This is a genomic window from Haloarcula salinisoli, assembly GCF_019599405.1.
GTDB lineage: Archaea > Halobacteriota > Halobacteria > Halobacteriales > Haloarculaceae > Haloarcula > Haloarcula salinisoli.
In genome coordinates this window covers 865392-885513 of the sequence record NZ_RKLQ01000001.1, presented here as the reverse complement: position 1 = coordinate 885513, position 20122 = coordinate 865392, and the positions used below count along the sequence as shown (strand labels likewise).

22 protein-coding genes are annotated in these 20122 nt (G+C 66.0%); 10 read left to right on the top strand and 12 right to left on the bottom strand.

All coding sequences use genetic code 11. From position 1 onward, the window contains the following. Positions 1-126: 126 nt before the first annotated feature. The 4 genes from EGD98_RS04600 to EGD98_RS04585 all read left to right on the top strand — a co-directional run bounded on the left by EGD98_RS04600 (position 127) and on the right by EGD98_RS04585 (position 2784). Positions 127-1593 (top strand): RtcB family protein, encoded by a 1467-nt coding sequence (locus tag EGD98_RS04600; protein ID WP_220587175.1) that lies wholly within the window; start codon positions 127-129, stop codon positions 1591-1593. Positions 1594-1699: 106 nt separating this feature from the next. After that, a complete protein-coding gene (locus tag EGD98_RS04595) occupies positions 1700-2128 on the top strand; it encodes a DUF2178 domain-containing protein (RefSeq protein WP_236039226.1) in 429 nt (142 codons plus the stop codon). Next, a complete protein-coding gene (locus EGD98_RS04590; RefSeq protein WP_220587174.1) occupies positions 2125-2331 on the top strand; it encodes a helix-turn-helix transcriptional regulator in 207 nt (68 codons plus the stop codon). The genes EGD98_RS04595 and EGD98_RS04590 overlap by 4 nt, the downstream gene beginning before the upstream one ends. A gap of 42 nt (positions 2332-2373) precedes the next feature. After that, positions 2374-2784, top strand: a complete 411-nt coding sequence (locus EGD98_RS04585) for a universal stress protein (protein ID WP_220587173.1) — start codon at positions 2374-2376, stop codon at positions 2782-2784. Here EGD98_RS04585 and EGD98_RS04580 read toward each other — a convergent pair whose 3' ends face one another. Further along, entirely contained in the window at positions 2785-3924 is a 1140-nt protein-coding gene (locus tag EGD98_RS04580; protein ID WP_220587172.1) for an acyl-CoA dehydrogenase family protein, read from the bottom strand. Positions 3925-4000: 76 nt separating this feature from the next. Here EGD98_RS04580 and EGD98_RS04575 point away from each other — a divergent pair, with 76 nt between their 5' ends. Further along, positions 4001-4798, top strand: a complete 798-nt coding sequence (locus EGD98_RS04575; protein ID WP_220587171.1) for an RIO1 family regulatory kinase/ATPase domain-containing protein — start codon at positions 4001-4003, stop codon at positions 4796-4798. A gap of 10 nt (positions 4799-4808) precedes the next feature. Here the strand turns inward: EGD98_RS04575 and EGD98_RS04570 are convergent, their stop codons facing one another. From EGD98_RS04570 to EGD98_RS04545, 6 genes are all read right to left on the bottom strand, one after another. Next, positions 4809-5360 carry an FAD-dependent oxidoreductase gene (locus tag EGD98_RS04570; protein WP_220587170.1) on the bottom strand — a complete coding sequence of 184 codons (552 nt, stop codon included), beginning with the start codon at positions 5358-5360 and terminating at the stop codon, positions 4809-4811. A 62-nt stretch (positions 5361-5422) separates the two neighbouring features. After that, on the bottom strand, positions 5423-5908 hold the full coding sequence (locus EGD98_RS04565) for an SRPBCC family protein (protein ID WP_220587169.1): 486 nt from the start codon (positions 5906-5908) through the stop codon (positions 5423-5425). Positions 5909-5964: 56 nt separating this feature from the next. Continuing rightward, positions 5965-7242, bottom strand: coding sequence for an outer membrane protein assembly factor BamB family protein (locus EGD98_RS04560; RefSeq protein WP_220587168.1), 1278 nt, complete (start codon positions 7240-7242; stop codon positions 5965-5967). Positions 7243-7307: 65 nt separating this feature from the next. Continuing rightward, a complete protein-coding gene (locus EGD98_RS04555; protein ID WP_220587167.1) occupies positions 7308-8564 on the bottom strand; it encodes a Glu/Leu/Phe/Val family dehydrogenase in 1257 nt (418 codons plus the stop codon). Between the two features lie 75 nt (positions 8565-8639). Then, on the bottom strand, positions 8640-9038 hold the full coding sequence (locus EGD98_RS04550) for a pyridoxamine 5'-phosphate oxidase family protein (RefSeq protein ID WP_220587166.1): 399 nt from the start codon (positions 9036-9038) through the stop codon (positions 8640-8642). Positions 9039-9078: 40 nt separating this feature from the next. After that, entirely contained in the window at positions 9079-9912 is an 834-nt protein-coding gene (locus EGD98_RS04545) for an HpcH/HpaI aldolase/citrate lyase family protein (RefSeq protein ID WP_220587165.1), read from the bottom strand. A 75-nt stretch (positions 9913-9987) separates the two neighbouring features. On the opposite strand from EGD98_RS04545, the gene EGD98_RS04540 reads away from it, so the two are divergent. Next, the gene (locus EGD98_RS04540) at positions 9988-10437 is read left to right on the top strand and encodes a MaoC family dehydratase (protein ID WP_220587164.1); all 450 of its coding nucleotides are present in this window, start codon (positions 9988-9990) and stop codon (positions 10435-10437) included. 5 nt (positions 10438-10442) lie between these two features. Here the strand turns inward: EGD98_RS04540 and EGD98_RS04535 are convergent, their stop codons facing one another. Together EGD98_RS04535 and EGD98_RS04530 are read right to left on the bottom strand one after the other, a co-directional pair. After that, positions 10443-10808, bottom strand: a complete 366-nt coding sequence (locus tag EGD98_RS04535; protein ID WP_220587163.1) for a DUF5658 family protein — start codon at positions 10806-10808, stop codon at positions 10443-10445. A gap of 290 nt (positions 10809-11098) precedes the next feature. Beyond that, positions 11099-12868, bottom strand: a complete 1770-nt coding sequence (locus tag EGD98_RS04530; protein ID WP_220587162.1) for an acyl-CoA carboxylase subunit beta — start codon at positions 12866-12868, stop codon at positions 11099-11101. 110 nt (positions 12869-12978) lie between these two features. Here EGD98_RS04530 and EGD98_RS04525 point away from each other — a divergent pair, with 110 nt between their 5' ends. Beyond that, positions 12979-14982: a PKD domain-containing protein gene (locus EGD98_RS04525; protein ID WP_220587161.1), complete on the top strand. Its 2004-nt coding sequence runs from the start codon at positions 12979-12981 to the stop codon at positions 14980-14982. A gap of 95 nt (positions 14983-15077) precedes the next feature. Here EGD98_RS04525 and EGD98_RS04520 read toward each other — a convergent pair whose 3' ends face one another. Continuing rightward, on the bottom strand, positions 15078-15956 hold the full coding sequence (locus tag EGD98_RS04520) for a class 1 fructose-bisphosphatase (protein WP_220587160.1): 879 nt from the start codon (positions 15954-15956) through the stop codon (positions 15078-15080). A gap of 243 nt (positions 15957-16199) precedes the next feature. Here EGD98_RS04520 and EGD98_RS04515 point away from each other — a divergent pair, with 243 nt between their 5' ends. Next, a complete protein-coding gene (locus EGD98_RS04515) occupies positions 16200-17057 on the top strand; it encodes a 3-hydroxyacyl-CoA dehydrogenase family protein (protein ID WP_220587159.1) in 858 nt (285 codons plus the stop codon). 22 nt (positions 17058-17079) lie between these two features. Here the strand turns inward: EGD98_RS04515 and EGD98_RS04510 are convergent, their stop codons facing one another. Further along, on the bottom strand, positions 17080-17367 hold the full coding sequence (locus EGD98_RS04510) for a PadR family transcriptional regulator (RefSeq protein ID WP_220587158.1): 288 nt from the start codon (positions 17365-17367) through the stop codon (positions 17080-17082). A 38-nt stretch (positions 17368-17405) separates the two neighbouring features. Further along, complete coding sequence (locus EGD98_RS04505) at positions 17406-18830, bottom strand: HTTM domain-containing protein (RefSeq protein WP_328762011.1); 1425 nt, start codon at positions 18828-18830, stop codon at positions 17406-17408. An 84-nt stretch (positions 18831-18914) separates the two neighbouring features. Here EGD98_RS04505 and EGD98_RS04500 point away from each other — a divergent pair, with 84 nt between their 5' ends. Both EGD98_RS04500 and EGD98_RS04495 read left to right on the top strand, forming a co-directional pair. Further along, positions 18915-19190, top strand: coding sequence for a DUF7111 family protein (locus tag EGD98_RS04500; protein ID WP_220587157.1), 276 nt, complete (start codon positions 18915-18917; stop codon positions 19188-19190). A gap of 119 nt (positions 19191-19309) precedes the next feature. Beyond that, a complete protein-coding gene (locus tag EGD98_RS04495; protein WP_220587156.1) occupies positions 19310-20083 on the top strand; it encodes a PAS domain S-box protein in 774 nt (257 codons plus the stop codon). Positions 20084-20122: the final 39 nt, after the last annotated feature.

Genomic DNA, 20122 nt, shown 5'->3' with positions numbered 1-20122 from the left:
ATAATCGGGAACATGTTCCCAGCGGCTGAGAAAAGGGAGGCGGGTCCGCTCACACCACGACCTGACTACTGGCCGGTGGCGCCCCACCGTGAAGTTCAAACCGCCGTCCGGACTACCTCCGACAAGATGCCTATCGAGCTGGAGGGTGCCCACACCACGGCACGCGTGATGGTCGACGAGGAGTCGCTGGTGGAGGAGGGCTGTATGGAGCAGATACAGACCCTCATCGACCACCCCGCCTTCACCGAGCCGGTTCGTATCATGCCCGACACGCACTGGGGCGCGGGCGCGCCCATCGGCTTCACGATGCCACTGGCCGACCGCGTCGTCCCGAACATCGTCGGCGTGGACGTGGGCTGTGGGATGGCGGTGACGAACCTCGGTGACGAACTCCCGCTCGAAGACGCCGAACGGGAGCGACGAGTCCGCGAGGCCGTCCCGATGGGCCGGTCGGTCCACGACTACGGCGACGCCCCACATCTCGTCTCTGAGTTCCCCTTCGAGCGCGCGAACCGCGTCTTCGACCAGTTCGACGAGGCCTTCGCCGAGCGCTTCGGCGAACACATCGACCCCATCGAGTTCGATTTCGACGGCTACGACGCCGACTACTTCGAGGCGCTCTGTGACCGCGTCCTGGCCGACCAGCGCCAGGGTGTCGACCACGTTATCAAGAGCGCGGGGACGCTTGGCGGGGGCAACCACTTCGTGGAGTTCGCGACGGGACGCGAGTCGGGCGACTACTGGCTCGTCGTCCACAGCGGCTCCCGATACCTGGGGATGTCCATCGCCCAGTACTGGCAGTCGACGGCGACGGACCGCCGGGCCATCGGCGATATCCGGGCGGAGATTCCCGACGAGTACACCGAGTACCTGAAATTCGACCCCGACACCGTCGAGTCTCGGGACCTGTACACCTGGGTCACCGGCGGGATGGGCGAGTCCTACATCGACAAGGAGCGCCTGCGCCGGGAGCTTTCGGGCAGCGACATCGAGGACGCCTTCGACACGCTGGGCCAGCTCCAGGAGGCGGTCCGGGACGACCTCGGGGAGGACGACCGGAACACCGACCTCGACTGGCTGGAGGGGCGAGAGGCCCACGGCTACTATGTGGATATGCTGTTCGCCCAGCAGTACGCTCGCTGGAACCGCGAGCTGATGAGCGAGGCCATCTGTGAGGCGCTGGGCGTCGAGCCGGGCGAACGCTGGCAGAGTGTGCACAACTACATCGACTTCAGGGATATGACCATCCGGAAGGGCGCCACGCCGGCCCGCGAGGGCCAGCAGCTTATCGTCCCGTTCAACATGGCCGAAGGGTCGGTCATCGCTCGGGGGAAGGGCAACGACGAGTGGCACCAGACCGCGCCCCACGGCGCGGGGCGGGTAATGAGCCGTCGGCGGGCCCACGACGTGGTAGAGATGGACCACTTCGCCGCGGCGATGGCCGGCGTCTACTCCGAATCCGTCGTCGAGGGTGTCCGCGACGAGGCCCCGATGGCCTACAAGGACGCCGACCGCATCGCCGCGGCGCTCGAACCCACGGCCGAACGTATCGAGTGGCTCGACCCGGTCCACAATCTGAAATCGACAGACTGAGCAGTTCTAGACGGTTTTCTCGTGGCGTTCGTGTCGTCCACCAGAACTAAGTGGGTGTGTAAAGTACGCTTTACTGTAAAGTGCACTTTACACCCGCTGACAGACCATGACAACCACTGACACTTCCACGACTGACTGGCTCTCCAGGCGGCAGACGTACAGACGGCTGATGTTCGGGTCGATACTCGTCGGCGTCGCGGTGGCGCTCGTCCTCCGAAACCTCGGCTACCCGGTAGTCGGCGAAGCGGTCTACTGGCTCGGTATACTGGCATTTTTCGCCATCTGGAAAGGGACAGATATCCAGCTGGTCGACGAGCGTGACTGGGAACTCGAGCGGCGGGCGAGTCTGACGGCGTTCCAGATAATCGGTGCCGTGGCCGTGGTGGGTTTCTCAGCCGCCCGCCTGCTGACCTGGCTCACCGACTACACGTTCGCCCCGATGGTTCAGGCGATGCTCCAGGGGGCATTCTATGGCCTCGTCGGATTCGTCGTCGCCTTCGGCGTCTCCTACCTCTATCACCGCTCCCGTCTATGAAAAACGAACTCGACACGTACCGCAGCCGTGACGGGCTGAGCCAGGGCGAGCTCGCCGAGGCCGTCGGCGTCAGCCGCCAGACCATCAACGCCATCGAGCGCGAGCGCTACGACCCCTCGCTGGAACTCGCCTTCAAACTCGCGGCGCAGTTCGACTGCACGGTCGAGGAGCTGTTCGACCCGGCCATCGACGGCTCCGCGTAGTTGTTAGATAAACGATATTTGTTGCCGGCACGTAGGCAGTGTATGACCATCCTGGTCGCAGTCGCCGACGACGAGACCTCGGAGCGCGTCATCGAGACGGCCGTACGGCTGGGCGCGGCGCTTTCCACGCGCCTGTACGTCGTCCATCTGGTCGACGACGCCGACGCGGACCGGACGGCCGAAAAGATGCGTGACGCGCTGAAAGACCGACTCGCCGACGAGCCCGTCGAGGCGCGGGTCGCACTGGAGTACGTAGGCCGTCACAGCCGGCGACCCGGCGCTCGCATCGCACACGAGCTGCTCGAAATCGCCGAAGACGTAGACATCACCCACATCGTGATGGGCCACGAGCCGAAGGGGCTGCGCGGCCGCATCAGGAGCGGTGACGCCGCCGTCGCCGTGCTCAACGAGACGACGGTGCCGGTCACCGTCGTCCCACGGCTCGAGGAGTAGCTACAGCCCCAGTTCCCGGCCCAGTACCAGCCGCTGAATCTCGCTGGTCCCCTCGCCGATTTCCATCAGCTTCGCGTCGCGGTAGAACCGCTGTGGGGCGTAGTCGGTGAGGTAGCCATAGCCACCGAGGACCTGCACGGCCGCCTCGCCGACCTCGCGGGCCGTCTCGCTTGCGTCGAGCTTGGCGAGGGAAGCGATTCGCGTCACGTCGGCGCCGTCGTCGTACATCGTCGCCGCCTTCTGGGTCAGCAAGCGTGAGCGCTCTATCTTGCGGTCCATCTCGACTAGCTTGTCCCGGACTGCATCAATTTTCGAGATGGGCCGGTCGAACTGCTCGCGCTCGGTGGCGTATGACTTCGCCGCCTCGAAGGCTCCCTGTGCCAGTCCCACCGACAGCGCCGCGATGGAGATGCGCCCGCCGTCGAGTGTCTGTTTCGTCTGTGTCCAGCCGTCGCCTTCCTCGCCCAGCAACCGGTCGGCCGGCACCCGGCACTCGTCGAACTGCAGTTCACACGTCGGTGAGGCGTTCAGCCCCATCTTATCCCACTCTGTCGTCACCGTCCAGCCGTCGTCCTCGGGCGAGACGATGAACGTCGAGATGCCGTCGTAGCCGGCATCGGGGTCGGTGACGGCCTTCACGAGCACGCTCCCGGCGACCGACGCGTTCGTGATGAACTGCTTGATGCCGTCGATGACGTACTCGTCGCCGTCGCGAGTGGCGGTCGTGTCCATGTCGCTGGCGTCGCTCCCGCTACCGGGTTCTGTTAGCGCCCACGCGCCCAGGTGCTCGCCGGTCACAAGTGGTTCCAGCCAGCGCTCTCGTTGGGCGTCCGTGCCGAACGTTTCGATTGGCTTGCTTCCCAGCGAGGTGTGCGCTGCGTAGGAGAGTCCGACTGCTCCGGAGACCCGACCCAGTTCTTCACAGACGACGGCGTACATGAGCGTATCGCCGCCCAGCCCGCCCCAGCGCTCGTCGACGGGGACGCCCATCACGTCGAGTTCGCCGAGCCGCTCGAATATCTCGGCCGGGAAGCGTCCCTCGTCCTCGATGTCCTGAGCGATGGGGGCGATTTCGTCCTCGGCGAACTCCCGTACGGCCGTCCGGACGTGCCGGTGTTCGGCCGGGAGCGAAAACTCCATGGGGTTGGTATGGGTCCTGTCGACAAATACCATGTGGGACACAACATCTATCAGTCGGCCTCGCCTCTGCTACCCCGTGGCGTTCCGACGGCTCCTCCGAGGCACAGTCCCGTGGTCGCAACTGGTTGGGGTAGCCCGGGCCGTCCTCGACCGGTACGGCGAGCCCGCCGGCCGCGTTCGCTTTCTGGAGGCCGACAACTGGCTCTCGACGCCGATGGTCGTCGACGACCGCTGGTTCGTGAAGGTCATCACTCCACAGAACTCGCTGGTCCACGCGCTCCTCACTACGGGCCGCAACATCGGCGCCTTCTCCTCGGGAACGGCCGGCTTCTTCGAACACTTCGGGACGCCCTACGAGATGGCCGAACACGAGCTCGCGGCGACCGAGCGGATGCGCGAGCTCGGCGTGAACGCCCCCGAACCCATCGAGGCGTTCGAATACGATGGGCTGGGCGTCATCGTCCTCGAGTATCTCGAGGAGTTCCGGACGCTGGACGAACTCCCGTCGAAGACCGTCGCATCCCACGCCGAAACCGTCTTCCAGTTCCTCCACCGGATGCACGATGCCGGCCTGGCCCACGGCGACTTCCGCTCCGAGAACGTTCTGGTGGCCGACGACCGGCTCTACTTCATCGACGCGACCAGCGTCCGCGAGGGGGCTATCGCCGACGCCAGAGCCTACGACGTGGCCTGTGCACTCGGCGCGCTGGAGCCCCTCGTCGGCGCCCACGCCGCCGTGAGCGCGGCCAGAGAGTACTACACGACCGAGGAGCTCCTGGCCGCCGAGGAGTTCCTCGACTTCGTGAACATCCGCCCGGACCACGACTTCGAGGCGACGGTACTCCGGGGCGCTATCGAGCGGTCGGCCGATTAGGGGTGACTGGCTACGCCGCGTCGGCCGGCGTGTCGAAGTCGTGGAAGTGCTCGCCTTCCTCCTTCGAGAGGATATCGAGCGCCGCGGCCCCGCCGTCGCCGGCGGAGATGATGGCCTGCCACTCCTGGTCCCGTACCATCGCACCAGTGGCGTATGCGTCCTCGACGCTGGTCTCCATCGAGAGGTTCACGTCGACGAGGTCGCCGTCGAAGTCACAGCCAAGCGTCTCCGCCAGCGAGCGGTCGGCGCCGGTCGCCAACACCAGATAGGTCGCCTCGGTGTCGCCCTCGGCGGTGGTAACGACGAAGCCGTCACCACCCTGCTCGATATCCGTGACCTCGCTCTCCGTGATGTCGACACCGAATTCCTCGACCTGTTCGCGGGAGACCTCCATGTACTCCGACCCGTCCATCGAGTCGATGCCGAGGTAGTTGAACAGGTGGGCCTTGTGCATCCACGTCTCGTCGGTGTCGTAGACGACCGTGTCGAGGCCGTTCTTCTCTGTGAACAGTGCCGCGCTGAGGCCGGCGGGACCGCCGCCGACCACGACTACGTCTGTCATGCACTGGCCGTTCGCCGTCGACACTGAAATGGCTGTTCCAGCCCGCAGTATTCCCGCCCAAATCAGGCTTCCAGCAGTTCCTTCGTCTTCCGGTGACGGAACCGAAACATCGGCTCCATCCCGACGAAGCCGAGCGGTCCGGCAAGTTCGCCCAAGCGCCCGCCCGGGAGCTCGTACCGCACTCGGTCGTGGACGATGGTCGCGAGGTCGCCGGCCGCACGGAACTGATGGGTGTGTTCCCACTCCGGGAACGGCCCCTCGGTCATCACGTCGCGGAACATCGCTTCGTGGTCGCCCTCCTCCCGGGCGACGATTTCGGAGACCCACCGCTGGCGCGGCCCGACACCGAAGGGCTGTATCGAGGAGACGACGACCGAGCCCGGCGTCAGCTCGTCGGGGTCGGCCTCCCCGTCGGGCCCGCGGGTCTCGTCCACGCGGAGATGCATCCACTCGGGCGTCAGGGCCACGAGGCCGTCGGCCGTCGCGTGGAACTCCCAGACGTCCTCTAAGGGCGCCGACACACGGACCTCGCGCTCGAAAACGGGCATGATATCGTGTTGGGGCGAGTGGAACAAAACTCCGGTGGTCCCGGTGGGTGGAACTGTCAGGCCAGAATACGGACACAGCCGAAGTTCTTCGTGTAATTGCGGGGCTTGGTCACGAGCACGGCGACATCGTCAACGATGACAGGGCCGAACACATTCCGACCCGTCTCGTGGCGCCAGCGAACTGACCCGTCTTCGGGAGCGAGCGCGGTGAGATACCCTTCCACTGTATCGAAGCCCTGTCTAGTTTCAGTAACGTAGATACCTCCCTCGGTGACCACCGGTGAATTCATATTGAGGCCGTCGTATTGCCAGCGACGTGACCCGTCGTCGACGTCGAAGGCAATAGTAGTGCTGTTGTTAAATTCCAACTTTTTGTTCATGGCAGCATAGACAGCGCCGTCCCCCACAGCGAGTCCAGCTATCTCCGTTCCACTTTGGAGAACCTCGCGCCACCGGAGAGTCCCGTCACTGAGACGGAGTGCTCTGAGGTCTACGTTCCCCCCGGATGTGCTGTCGTCATAACTGGCAATGTACACAGTCCCGTTTGCAATAGCCGGGGTCGAAAACTGGTCCCCTCCCGTCTGGACTCGCCAGCGTTCGCTCCCGTCGCTCGTCGAGAGTGCCACTATCGACCCCGTTTCGAATCCCGCCACGAGCGTCTCGTCGACTGCTGCTAGGACCGTCGAAAATTCGCCTTCGATTCGGAACTGTTCAGTGCCGTCGGCCGTCGAGAACGCCTGGAGAAGCCCCGTATCTTGGCCGCTGGACAGGCCGTAGACGGTTCCGTCGTGGACCAGTGGGGAGAACGCCCACTGTTTGCCGAGCCGTTTGGACCACTTGACCGAGCCGTCCGCACGCGAGACCGCCAGCACCTCCGGCACCGCCGGCGGGTCAGTGTAGTCAACGAGGTAGACGGTGTCTTCCATGACCGTCGGTGCCCGGTATATCCCCTCGGGTACTCGACCCGCTTCCCACTCGACCGCCCCGTCGCTCGCGTTACGTGCACGCAGTGCCTCCCTCTCGACAGAGTAGATTGACCCGCCTCGGACGGCAGGGGCGTCGTGGATGCCGTTTCTCGCGTTCTCGGTGGATTCCGGCGCACAGTAGCGCCAGGCCTCCGTGGGGCCGGAACTCGGGCCGCGGGCCCCAGGCACGTGTCGGGTGTTGGCCGCGTCGAAATCAGGCATCGGCCACGTGCCGGAGATGTCGACGGTCCTGGATACGTGGTGGTCGTCACTCTGCACGCCGCCGAACCCGTTGAGACAGCCCGCGAGAAGACTGACGCCGCCGGCTGCGAGCGATGAGAGTGCGTGACGGCGAGAAACTTTCCGCATACCCCTATATTCAGTGTGTCGAGTGAATAATTTATCCTTCTCCGAGCCCGGACCCTGATAGCTATTCAGGGCCAGATACCGCCTTCCTCGGCGGCGTCGACGACGCGCTCGATGGCGACGACGTACATCGCCGTTCGGAAGCTCGGCGCGTCGGTGCGCTCGTAGGTGTCGACGAGATTGTCGAATGCGTTCGTGATGATGGTCTCCAGTTCGTCGTTGACGCGTTCCTCGGACCAGTAGAAGCGCTGGCGGTTCTGGACCCACTCGAAGTACGACACCGTGACGCCGCCGGCGTTGGCGAGGATGTCAGGGAAGACAGCCACGTCACGGTCGGTCAACACGTCGTCGGCCCGGGGGGTGAGCGGGCCGTTGGCGGCCTCGACGATGATGTCGGCCTCGACGCTTTGGGCCAGCTCGCCGTCGATGGCGTTCTCCAGTGCGGCGGGGACCAGCAGGTCGACGTCCATGGTGAGCAGGTCCTCGTTCGACAGCTCCTCGGTCGCGCCCTCGAAGCCCGCAAGCGAGCCCGTCTCACGCTTGTGGTCTTTCGCCGCGCGAGCGTCGAAGCCGTCGGGGTTGACGATAGCACCGGAGGAGTCGGAGGCGGCGACCACCTTCGCGCCGAGGTCCTCGATGAGCTTCGCGGCGACGGAGCCGGCGTTGCCATAGCCCTGGACGGCGACCGTCGCGTTCTCGATGTCTTTCCCGAGGTAGTCGAAGGCCTCCCGCGCGGTGAGCATCACCGACCGGCCGGTCGCCTCGACGCGGCCCGCGCTGCCGCCCGATTCGGGCGCTTTCCCCGTGATGACGCCCGGCTCCGTGGTGTTTTCCAGCGTCTCGTAGGTGTCTTTTATCCAGTTCATCTCCCGCTGGCCGGTGTTGACGTCGGGGGCGGGGATGTCCTTGTCCTCGCCGATGAACGGGCGCAGCTCTTTGGCGAACGAGCGGGTGATGCGCTCGATTTCGCTCGCGGAGTACCGACGTGGGTCGATGCGGATACCCCCCTTGCCGCCGCCGTAGGGGATGCCGACGGCGGCGCACTTGTACACCATCCAGCCCGAGAGAGCCTTCACTTCGTCGCGGGAGACCTGCGGGTGATAGCGGATACCGCCCTTGTAGGGGCCGCGGTCACCGTTGAACTGCGAGCGGAAAGCTTTGAACACCTCGACGGAGCCGTCGTCCATCTCCACCGAGAGCGTCGTCTCCAGCAGCCGCTCGGGGTATTTCAGCCGCTCCAGAACGTCGGTGGGGTATTCGAGGTAGGCGGCGGCGTCGTCGATCTGCTCCTGCAGACTCTCGAACGGATTCACCTCGTCAGACATACCCAACACATCAGTGAGCGCGGACAAAAGGATGCCGCCGGCCATGGACGTTTCCGACCCACGAGCGACGGTCACTCAGCCGCCGTGGAACACGTCCTCGGCCCGGATGCGGAGGATGATCCGCTCGCTCTGGATAGGCTGGGGATACTCCGCTTCGCCCATGTATCGCTTGGCGAGTTCGTCGATGTGTGCCCGAGCGCCCTCGGCCGTCACCGTCTCGACCTCGCCGGTGACAGAGAGGAACCGGTAGGGGTCGTCCGGGTCCGTCATGCTGACCGACACTGTCGGGTCCCGCTCGACGTTCTTTGCCTTCCGTCGGTGACGTTCGGTGTTGACGAGCAGGCGGTCGTCGTCGGCGTCGTAATCGACCCAGACGGGCGTGGTGTGGGGCCGGCCGTCCCGGAGCATCGTTGTCACGTGTGCGAACGTCGTCTTCTCGAAGAGGTCGTGGTACTGTTCGGGTATCGACGCCATATGTCAGCTATCGGTACAGAGGCAGTTAGTAGTACGGCGCTCAGTCCCGGCCGGCCCCAGCCCGCTCTAGCACCCGCTCGGCCTGGCGAATCTGGGGGGCGTCTATCATCTCACCGTCGAGGACGAAGACGCCGCCGTCGGCGTCGTCGCGAGCCGCCAGCAGGCGCTTGGCCCACCGAACGCGTGCTGGACTCGGGGTAAAGACGTCGTCGATGACCGTGACTTGCCCCGGGTGGACGGCAAGCTTGCCGTCGTAGCCCAGTTCGGCGGCGCGTTCAGCCTCGGCTCGGAGCCCAGCGTCGTCGGTGTAGTTCGGATAGTGCGTGTCGATTGGCGAAATCCCTGCAGCTCGCGCCGCGAGGACGACGTGCTGGCGGGCGTGGGTCAGCTCCCCGCCCTCGGCGGTGCGAGTCGCACCGACGTCGCCAGCGAGGTCCTCCGCACCGAAGACGAGCGCGTCGGTGGCGTCGTGGGCGGCGATGGCCTCGGCGTGGAGCACGCCGGCGGCGGACTCGACCAGCGCAAGTATCGGACAGTCGAGACCCCTCTCGGAGAGCAGTGTCGCGAGTCGTGTTACGTCTTCGGCGCCACCGGTCTTCGGGAGCATGACCGAGTCGGGGACGCCACCGGCGAGCGCGACGGCCACGTCGTCGGCCGCGCCTCGATCGACCGGATTGACCCGGACACAGACCTCGGCGTCGGCGGGCAGGACGTCGGCGAGTGCGTCACGCACGGACTCGCGGGCCGCCGCCTTCGCGCTGGGGACGACAGCGTCTTCCAGGTCGAACACCACGACGTCGGCCTCGAAACTGACCGCCTTCCGTAGCTTCTCGGGGTCGTCACCTGGGGAGAAAAGGACGCTTCGGCGGACCATGGTGTGGCTTGGTCACCCACCGTGGTAAGTGATGGGTGCCCACACCGCTAAGGGTCAGGCAGGCGTTGGTTCGGTATGAGCGGGCTGTACTACGAGGGGTTCACCGAGGGCGAGACCATCGAACACGACCGCAGACGGACGGTCAGCGAGAGCGACAACCAGCGCTTTTGTGACCTCACGATGAACCAGCAGCCGCTCCACCTCGACGCCGACTTCGCCGCCGAGACGACCTTCGGCGAGCGGGTGGTCAACGGCCTCTATACGATGTCGCTGGCGGTCGGGCTGACGATTCCCGAGACCACGGACGGGACCATCGTCGCGAATCTCGGCTACGACGGGGTCGAACACCCCAATCCGGTGTTCCACGGTGACACCATTCGGGCGGAGACCACGGTTCTGGAAACGCGACTCACCAGCGACGGCGACCGGGGTGTCGTCACGATGCAGGTCGACGCCTACACCGGCGAGGACACGCTCGTCTGTACGTTCGAGCGGACTGCGCTGGTCGAGCGGGCCGACGGTTGACGGGGCTACTGCCCCAGCAACAGCGTCGCGTTGATACAGGCAGCGACCACCCACGGGATGGCCAGCCCGAGCGGAATCGTCGGCGCCTGACGGGCCGGCACCAGTTCGCGAAGGACGCCGGCAAACCCAACCACGGCGAACTTGAAGACGGCCAGCGCCCCGATGCCGAACGTCTCGATGAGGTGCCGGGCGACGGGGTTGCCCTCTCTCAATCCTGCCTGGAGCCCGGTCTGTGTCAGGTAGACGTCCGCGAGCAGGGCCACGACGACGAGGACCCACAGCTCTCGCTCGACGCTCGAAAGCAGGTCGAGCGCGCGACGCCCCCACGTCTCGATGGTCCCATGAGAGACCGTGCGGTCAGATAGCCACATCTTGCACCCCCGGAGCACCCCCCTGCACGCACCTGCGGCCCCGTTAATTCGACTCTTTCACGGGTGAGAAATAACTGTTCCGGTCGGCTCGCCGACAGTTGCTTCCCCCTGGATGTGTAAGCTACGACGTGATTCCACCACTTCGGCGGCGCTGTCCGCAGTGTGGACACCGGGACTGGACCACCCGCTTCGAAACAGTTCGGGTCGACGGCGCCCGCGTCGTCGTCTGTCCGGCCTGTGGACAGCAGTTCGAGCCCGTAGAGAAGCCATGGCTCAACTGAGAGCCGGGATTACAGAATCGTCCCGTGTTTTTTCTCGGGGCGGTCCTTCTCGACGGTCTCGTACAGTTCGAACCGAGCAGCCAGTTCGGCCCGGAGGTCACCCGGCGGCACGATTTCGTCGATGACGACCTCGCTGGCCATCCGGTGGGCGTCGATGTCCTCGCGGTACTGCTCGCGGAGTTCCCGTTCGCGCTCGGCCCGCTCGTCGGGGTCGTCGATGGCGTCCAGTTTGTTGGCGTAGACGGCGTTGATGGCTGCCTCGGGCCCCATGATAGCAATCTCGCCGCTTGGTAGTGCCAGCGTCGCCTCCGGGTCGTAGGCCGGGCCGGACATGGCGTAGATGCCGGCGCCGTAGGCCTTCCGGACGACGACACACTGTTTGGGAACCGTCGCCTCGCTCGTGGCGTATATCATCTTCTTGCCCGCCTCCAGGATACCCTCTTTCTCGACGCCCGAGCCGGCCATAAAGCCCGGCGTGTCACAGAGGTACAGTAGCGGGACGTTGAACGCGTCGCACTTCCAGACGAACTCGGCGGCTTTGCGGGCCGAATCCGGGAAGATGGCCCCGGCGCGGTGGGCGGGCTGGTTGGCGACCACCCCGACCGAGCGGCCGTCGATGCGGGCGAACCCGGTGAGTATCTCGTTGCCGTACTCGGACTGGAGTTCGAAGAAGGAGCCGCCGTCGACGACGCGCTCGATGACCCGGTGCATGTCGTACCCCTTGTTCGGTTCCTGGGGGATGATACCGTCGAGCCCCGCCGGCGGTTCGGCGGGCTCGACGGGGTCGGCGCTCGGGGGCCGTTCCTCGCAGTTGTCCGGGAGATAGCTGACCAGGCTGGCGACGAGTTCCCGGGCGTGGGCCTCGTCGTCGGCCACCAGATCGGCGCTCCCAGAGTGACGGGCGTGGACCTCGGGCCCGCCAAGTTCTTCGAGGGCTATCTCCTCGCCGGTGACCATCTCGACCATTCGCGGCGAGGCGATGGCCAGCGCGCTCATCCCGCGGACCATCACGGTGAAATCCGAGAAGACGGGCGTGTAGGCCGCACCGGCGATACAGGGGCCATAGAGGACACATATCTGTGGAACGACGCCGGAAATGCGGGAGTGGTTGAAGTAGAACTTCCCGATGCCCTCCCGGTTCGCGAAGAAGCCCGACTGCTGGTCGATTCGCCCGCCCGAGGAGTCCACGAGATACAGCGCCGGTCGCCCGGTCTTCAGCGCGCGCTCCTGGAGCCGAAGGAACTTCTCGACGCCGTGTTTCGCCACCGAGCCGGCCTTCACCGTGAAGTCGTTGGCCCCGACGTGGAGTTTGCGCCCCTCGAGGGTGCCCGCGCCGGTGACGAGCCCGTCAGCCGGCAGCCGGGTGTCCGGGTCGTACTCGTCGACGTCGGGACTCTCCGGACTCCACGAATCGAAGTTCGCGAACCGACCGTCCTCGAAGTCGAGGCCGTCCGCGCCGAACCACAGTTCCAGTCGGTCACGGACGAACAGTTTGCCCTGCTCTTCGAGCCGTTCACGGTACTTCTCGGGGCCACCGCGTTCGATGTCGGCGATTTCCTCGCGGAGGCGGCGTTCCCGCTCGGTCGGACCGGGTTCGGTCGCCTGGTCACCCGGTTCGCCCTCGCCCGCATCGTCGGTCTCGGCCACCTCCCGGACCAGCGTCGGTTCGTCGCTGTCACCGACGTACACCTCGACGGTCTCGCCGACGTGTTCGGCCACAGCCGCGGCGATAGCGGCGGCCTCGTCCCGACTGGCCGACGCGGCGATACGCACCTTCATACCATACCACACGGTCCGGAGGGTGACAGGTGTTGCCCCTGCCGGAACTGATTATCATCGGCTGTAATGGTGCCGGGTCATTGATAGTCAGGGCCGCGCAACTGGTACGTATGCGAGGGGTCAGATCGGAGCGCGCGACGACCGCGCGAGGAGTTCGCGCCGGCGGCTGGCTCCTCGGCCTGCTGTGCCTGCTTGTGGTTTTCCTCGCGGTTACCGGGTCGGCGACGGCGGCCGGGACACAGGCGCTGGGGGAGGAAAACGACACCGAACCGCCCACGTGGGAGAACGCGACGAAGGCGGGGCCCGAAGAGATAGAGCTTATTTTCACTGATAACAGCACCATCGACCGGAAGACGATAGCGGCCACCGACTTCGCCCTCAGCTCGGGGAGCGTCGCCAACGTCTCGGTCGAATCGACCGACGGGGGACTGTCCGTGCTGTTGCTCCTCGAGGACCGGCTGAACGTGAACAACGTCACGGTACGCTTCTCGGAGGCGGGCGGGATAGCCGACATGGAAGGCAACGAGCTGACGAACGGCACGAAGACGGTCACCGGGATGGACACGTCTGTCCCCGACTTCCGCAGCTTCGACCTGACCCGCGTGAACGACTCCACAGTCGACATACGGGTCGCAGCCAGCGAGCCGCTGAGCGGGCTGAGAGTCGCCGTGACCGGCCCGACCAACGACCGACTCACGATGGCGGATTTCACCGCTGTCGACGACGCGAACACGACGTTCGAGGCCCGCTACACCGTCCCCGAGTTCGGGGCCTACAGCTTCGTCTGGGAGCGTGCCATCGACCGGTACGACAATCAACGGGTGATGTCGCGGATGCGGCAGTTCCGATACGAGGATTCGGCGCCGGAAATCGTCTTCGACGGGCCGACCAGGACGACGGTCGACACGTCGGTGAACTTCAGCGCCGCCGAGACGGTCGACGAGGACGGTATCGACAGCTACCGGTGGCGAATCGACGGCGGGACCGTACTCTCCGGGCCGTCTATCCGGGTAGCCTTCGCGGCCGCCGGGCGCCACGATATCACGCTCGCGGTGACCGACAGCAAGGGGTACACAGCGGTCGAGACAAGAGAGATTCAGGTCGAACAGAGCGCGGACAGCCCGGTGTCGGTCACGGTGCACAACGGGACCCACGCGAACGCGACCGTCGAGGGCGCCGGGCTCGTCCAGCAGGTCCGAGCCGAGAAGGGCACGCTCGTCGGGACGGACAACGTCACCCTCGAACGACTCAGTGCCGCCTTCCCTGCGAACACGTCGGTGTCGCTCCGGTTCCGGGCCAGCGATAGTCGCCCCGGCTCACTCGAGGGCTCATCGTTCGGGCTGTTCGAAATCGACCACGACCAGCCCGCCAACCGCGTGAGCATCAGGTTCAGTGTCGATAGAGAGAGCCTGAATCGGACCGGCGTTGCCCCCGGAGCGGTCGCACTGTACCGGAACGCCGACGGCTGGACGCCGCTGTCCACGTCGGTCGTCAGCCGGCTGGACGACCGGGTGGTCTACCAGGCCACGGCCTCGGGGCTCTCACAGTTCGCTGTCGGAACCGCACCGGAGCCCTCGGGGCCGACGGTAGCCGAGACAGGCGAGCCGACGGCCGAGTCGCCGACCGGCACCGAGTCCCCGGCCACCGGCTCGACGGCGACCACCGACCCGGTCGCTCGCTCCGACATCACTATCACGAACGTGACGGTCAACGAGACGGCACCGAGCGTGGGCGAGACAGTCGTCATCAACGTCACCGCGACGAACCGCGGCGCAGCTGACGGGACGTACCCGTTCAGCGTCCGGCTCAACGGCACCAGCGTCGCCACCCACGAGCTATCGGTCCCGGCGGGAGCCACAGTGACGCGGAGTTACGAGCAGAACCTCACGACCGAAGGGGAGCTGTCGGTCGCCGGAACACCGGTCACGAACGTGACTGAGCCGAGCGGCGGGTCGCTGTTGCCCGCGTCGGTCGCCGGGTTGCTGTCGGGGCTGCCGAACCCACTGGCGCTGTGGCCCGGCGGCCTCGTCGGTACGGTCCTGGGCGCAGTCGTCGGGCTCGTGGTCGTGGTCTACAGCATCCTCAAGGCGCTGGCGATATATCTCGGGTACTAATACTGCCGGCTGTACGTTCGTGAAAATATTCGCCACCTCGGGTGAAGAATTATTTGCGTTTGTTACAGCCGGCAGTATAAACGGTCGAGACCGCGTTACCGCTCGACGGCGGATTCGATGCGGTCGATGAGTTCGTCGTTTCCGAGATACAGCGGCGTCCGCTCGTGGAGGCCGTCGGGCTCGGCGGAAAGCAGCGAGCCGTCGCCGTTCGAGGAACTCCCGCCGGCCGATTCGACGATGTAGGCCATGGGGTGACCTTCGAACTGGAGGCGCAGTTTGCCCTCGGGCCGGGATTCCAGCGCGGGGTAGGCGAAGACGCCGCCGTAGGTGAGGACCTGGTTGATGTCGGCCACCATCGCGCCGCCGTAGCGGAGTTTCAGCTCCTCGCGAATCTCTTCGGCGACCGGTTCGAACTCGTCGGTCCAGGAGTCGACGCCGCCGCCGAAGCCGAAGACGGTTGGGTCCTCGGGGACGGTGACCTCGTTGTCGACGAGCCGTTTCTCGCCGTCCTCGAGCAGGTACTCGCGGACGCGGTCGTCGCGGGCCACCAGCATCGAGGTGACCGGGCCGTAGATGACGAAGCCGGCGGCGACGAGGTTCCGTCCGCTGGTCGGCGGGCGCTCGGTGTAGACGGCGAAGATGGTCCCCATGCCGCTGTTTGGCTCGAGGTTCGAGGAGCCGTCCAGCGGGTCGACGGCGACGTGGAGCCGGCCGGTGGCCGTGGTCACATCCTCACGCTCCTCGCTGGCGTAGCTGGCCACGCCGTCGATGGCCAGCAAGCGCTGCTCGAATATCTCGTCGGCTCGCAGATCCGCGGCGAGCTGCTCGTCGCCGGTCGGGTTCACCGAGTCGCTATGGCCCCGCTCCGTGAAGATTGCCGTCCGGACGTCGGACGTGGTTTCCGCGATGGTGTCGATGACCTGTGCGACCGTGGCGTCGGCGTTCGGTGCCGAGGCGTCGAGTGATTCGCTCATTGATGGGGGTAGGTATAGTGCCCTGACAGGTCGGGCGGTAGTCTGGAACGCGTCGTCTGTTCGTTCTGGCGCCCGGCATAAGTATCTTTAGGCTGACACTTACTACGATGCGAGTAAATATCTTCACCATCGAGCCATCTGTGGATTATCGAATTCTATGCAATTGAGTCGAATTGATTAGTCAGTATTAGTATACTTCTGACCCGGCGGCACGCTTACCCACCGGCCGGCCCAACTGACCCTATGGACCTCGACGATATCGACACCGTCGGCGTCGTCGGCGCGGGCACGATGGGCAGCGGTATCGCGCAGGTGGCCGCGGTCGACGGGTACCGCGTGGTCATGCGCGACGTCGAACAGCAGTTCGTCGACCACGGCTTCGAGACCATCGAGGCGAGCCTCGACCAGTTTGTCGACCGTGGCGACCTCGATCAGTCGGCGGCCGAGAGCGCCCGGGAGCGCATCGAGGGAACGACCGACCTCGCCGCCCTGGGCGAGGCCGACATCGTGGTCGAAGCCGTCACCGAGGACCTCCGTGTCAAACAGTCGGTCTTTGCCGACCTCGCCGAGACCTGCGGCCCGGAGACGGTGCTCGCGACGAACACGAGCACGCTCTCGATAACGAGTATCGCGAGTGCCGTCGACCGTCCGGCGCGGGTCGTCGGACTCCACTTCATGAACCCGGTCCCGGTGATGACCGGGGTCGAAGTTGTCGTCGGCGAACACACGAGTCGGGAAACGGTCGAGCTGGCCCACGCGTTCGCCGCCGACCTGGACAAGGAAACCTGGGAGGCCGACGACAGGCCCGGCTTCGTCGTCAACCGCGTCCTCATGCCCTGGATAAACGAGGGCATCCGGGCCTACGACGAGGGCGTCGCGGCAAAGGGCGACGTCGACCGGGGCCTGCGCCTGGGGACGAACGTCCCGATGGGGCCCCTGGAGCTGGCCGACCACATCGGACTGGACGTGGTCCTCGAGTCCAGCGAGACGCTCCACGAAGAGCTCGGCGACCGCTACAAACCGGCGTACTTGCTCAAACGGAAGGTCGAGGCCGGCGACCTCGGAAAGAAGACTGGCGCGGGCTTCTACGAGTACGACTGAGCGGCGGGCCGACCGGGAGCACTCACGCCTCGCCCAGGCTCTCGCGCATCCACTCGAACTGCTCGCGGAGCCGGGCCTCGCCGGCCTCGGTCAGCGAGTATTTGTCGGCGATACCGTCGGTCCGCTGGGCGACGAACCCGCTGTCGACCATCGCCTCCAGGGCCCCGTAGAAGCTCTTGGGGTCGATGCGCGTATCGTAGCGCGATTCGAGGCGCGTCTTCAGCCGCTGGCCGGTCAGTTCGCCGTCCTCGGCTGCCGCAAGCAGGATACAGATGTCGCGTCGTCGACCGCTCTGGAGCCACTTCGCCATATGGGCACCACGACCGGCCCCGTCTCGGTCCTTTCGACTCACGTCGCTCCACAGCGATAGCTGCCCAGTCGCTCCCGCTCGACAGACTCCGGGCCGTCGAGGTCCGTCCGTTCGGACATGTGCCACAGCTGTACGTCCGTCATCCCGCTGTCGTGGGTCCGGTTCCAGCGCGTACAGAGGTGCCGGGCCAGCGACTGACGGAGTTGGGGCTCCCGCTTCGCGTCGGCGAAGAACTTTCGCCACCGCTCGTTTCGGTGCATCTCGGCGACCTCCGGCGGCCGCGACGCGTCGAAGGGCTCGCCGGTTATGGCGTTGACCCGCTCGCCCGAGGTGAGGTTCGCCGGCGCGAGGACCCACCACGTCGCACGCGGCGGCGACGGTGCGAACATATCCCAGGAGCGCTCCGTGACCTGGTCCGGTGTCCCCGCCGGCGCGCCGACCACGCCCAGGCCGACGGCATTGACGACGACCAGCGCGACGAGACAGAGCGCGGCGAGCGTTCGAGCGAGCGCGGTCAGGGCCGGGACCCGTCTGGCGAGCGGGGTCCGGGGGAGCCGCGGGAGCCGTCTGGTGACAGGCACCCGGGCCTCGACGCGGTCCCAGACCCACCCCGGGAGCAACGGGACCAGTCCGGCAAGCGACACCAGCGGGAAGACGCCAAGCTGCATTGTCACCACCATCCCGGCGTGTATCGCAGCGAAGGCTCCCACGAGCGCCGCCCTGGCGCGGCCGGTCAGGACGACCAGCAGTGGCGAGCAGACCAGCAGGGCGAGCCAGAGCCAGGCCGCGAACTGTACTGCGGGCGTCCAGCCCGCGATAACGTCACCCAGCAGTACGGTGAAGTGGTCGAGCTGGAAGGCGTATCTGACCGCGTCGCCCCGCAGCCAGACGTCGGCGCGGAACTTCACGACCGCGTTCGTCAGATAGACGACGACCACCTGCGCGAGGAGCCCGGCGGTTGCGAGGCCGACGACGCGGTCGGTGGCTCCGGAACTGTTGGTGCGCTCACCGCTATCGACAGCCCACCGGCTCCCCAGCGGGAGGAACGCGGCCCAGAACAGCAGGCGGCGAAGGAGCACGTCCCCGCTGTTGAGGACCAGCGGATTGCGGAGCTGAAGAGAGACGAGCAAGACGAGCGAGACGACGGTTGCCAGTCGCGTCCGGTAGCCGACCAGCAGCGCCAGCGCGGCGACACCAGCGAGAGCGAACAGGGCCAACTGGACGACCAGCCCACCGGAGAGGGCGTGCAGCGAGACGGCGCCATAGCCAGGATACAGGGTGGCGAGTACGGACCGCGGGAGCACGCCGGCGTCGGTGTAGAAGGCCCGAACGTCCGGAAGGCGTCGCGCGAGGTCGACGAGCACGACGAGCGCCAGGGCGACGCGAAACGCCGCGAGCGCCCGGCGGTCGATGGCCAGTCGCCGGGCGATGGCCGCCTGCACTGCGTCGAGGCGTTCGGTCACGATATCGGAGCCACAGTAGTCGGGAACATAAGTCTTCCACCGCCGACCGACAGGTTTCAAGCGGTTCAGTCCTAACGCCCGGCAATGACAGCGACCGAAGCGACGGCCGACGGCATCACGGCCCGGTACACCGAGACCGAGGCGGAGCGACTACTCACCTTCGAAGGCGCCAACGGCACCGCCGCAATCGCCCAGAACGTCGAGGGCTACGCGATGCTGAAGGTCCGGCCGACCGCCGACGGGGACGAGCTCGAACGCTACTACGGGTTCGACATGGCGCTCGACCACGCCGCCGAATTGCTGGGCACGTCGCCGAACGCCCTACCCGTGCCCGAGGCGGCCAGCGACATGGGGATGTAACCCCTCGGGACCGACACTGAACGGCGACCGGCCAGACAGACGGCTCCCACCGCGTGGTATCGGCTCCCAAACTTATGACCCTGGGGAGTGTCTGTCACGTGGACGGTCGGGTAGAGAGTGTGACCGAGGACGAAATACGGGTACTCCATGTCGACGACGACAGCGAACTGGCCGAGCTAGTCGCGACGTTCCTCGAACGGACCGACGACCGGTTCTCGGTGCACGTCGAGCCCTCCCCGACGGCCGGCTTCGACTACCTCATGGGGAACCCCGTCGACTGCGTCATCTCCGACCACAATATGCCGGGCGCGACCGGCATCGAGTTCCTCGAACGGGTCCGGGAACAGTATCCCGACCTCCCGTTCGTTCTCTACACGGGCAAGGGGAGCGAGGAGGTCGCGAGCGACGCCATCAGCGCGGGTGTCACGGACTACCTCCAGAAGGACAGCGGGCCCGACCACTACGCCGTGCTGGCCAACCGGGTGTCCAACGTGGTCGACCAGGCGCGCAGCCGACGGGCGGCCAAACGGACGAAGATACAGCTCTCGGCCATCGTGGAGAACATCACGGACGCTATCGTCATCATCGACGCGACGAGTACGGTCAGGTTCGCGAACCCCGCTGTCGAGCGAGTCTTTGGCTACTCGCCGTCCGAGCTGGTCGATGGGCCCCTGACCAGACTGATGCCGGACCGGTTCCGCGAGGCCCACGACGCGGCGCTCGACCGCTACCTGCGGACCGGCGAGCGGACGATGGACTGGCAGGCGGTCGAACTGACCGGGCAACACCGCGACGGCAGGGAGATACCAATCTCGGTCTCGTTCAGCGAGTTCGAACAGAAGGGCGAGCCGCGATTTATTGGCGTCATCACCGACGGAGAGACCGACACGTAGCGCCGACCCCACCGGGGCAAGAGTGAAACCGGACGACGT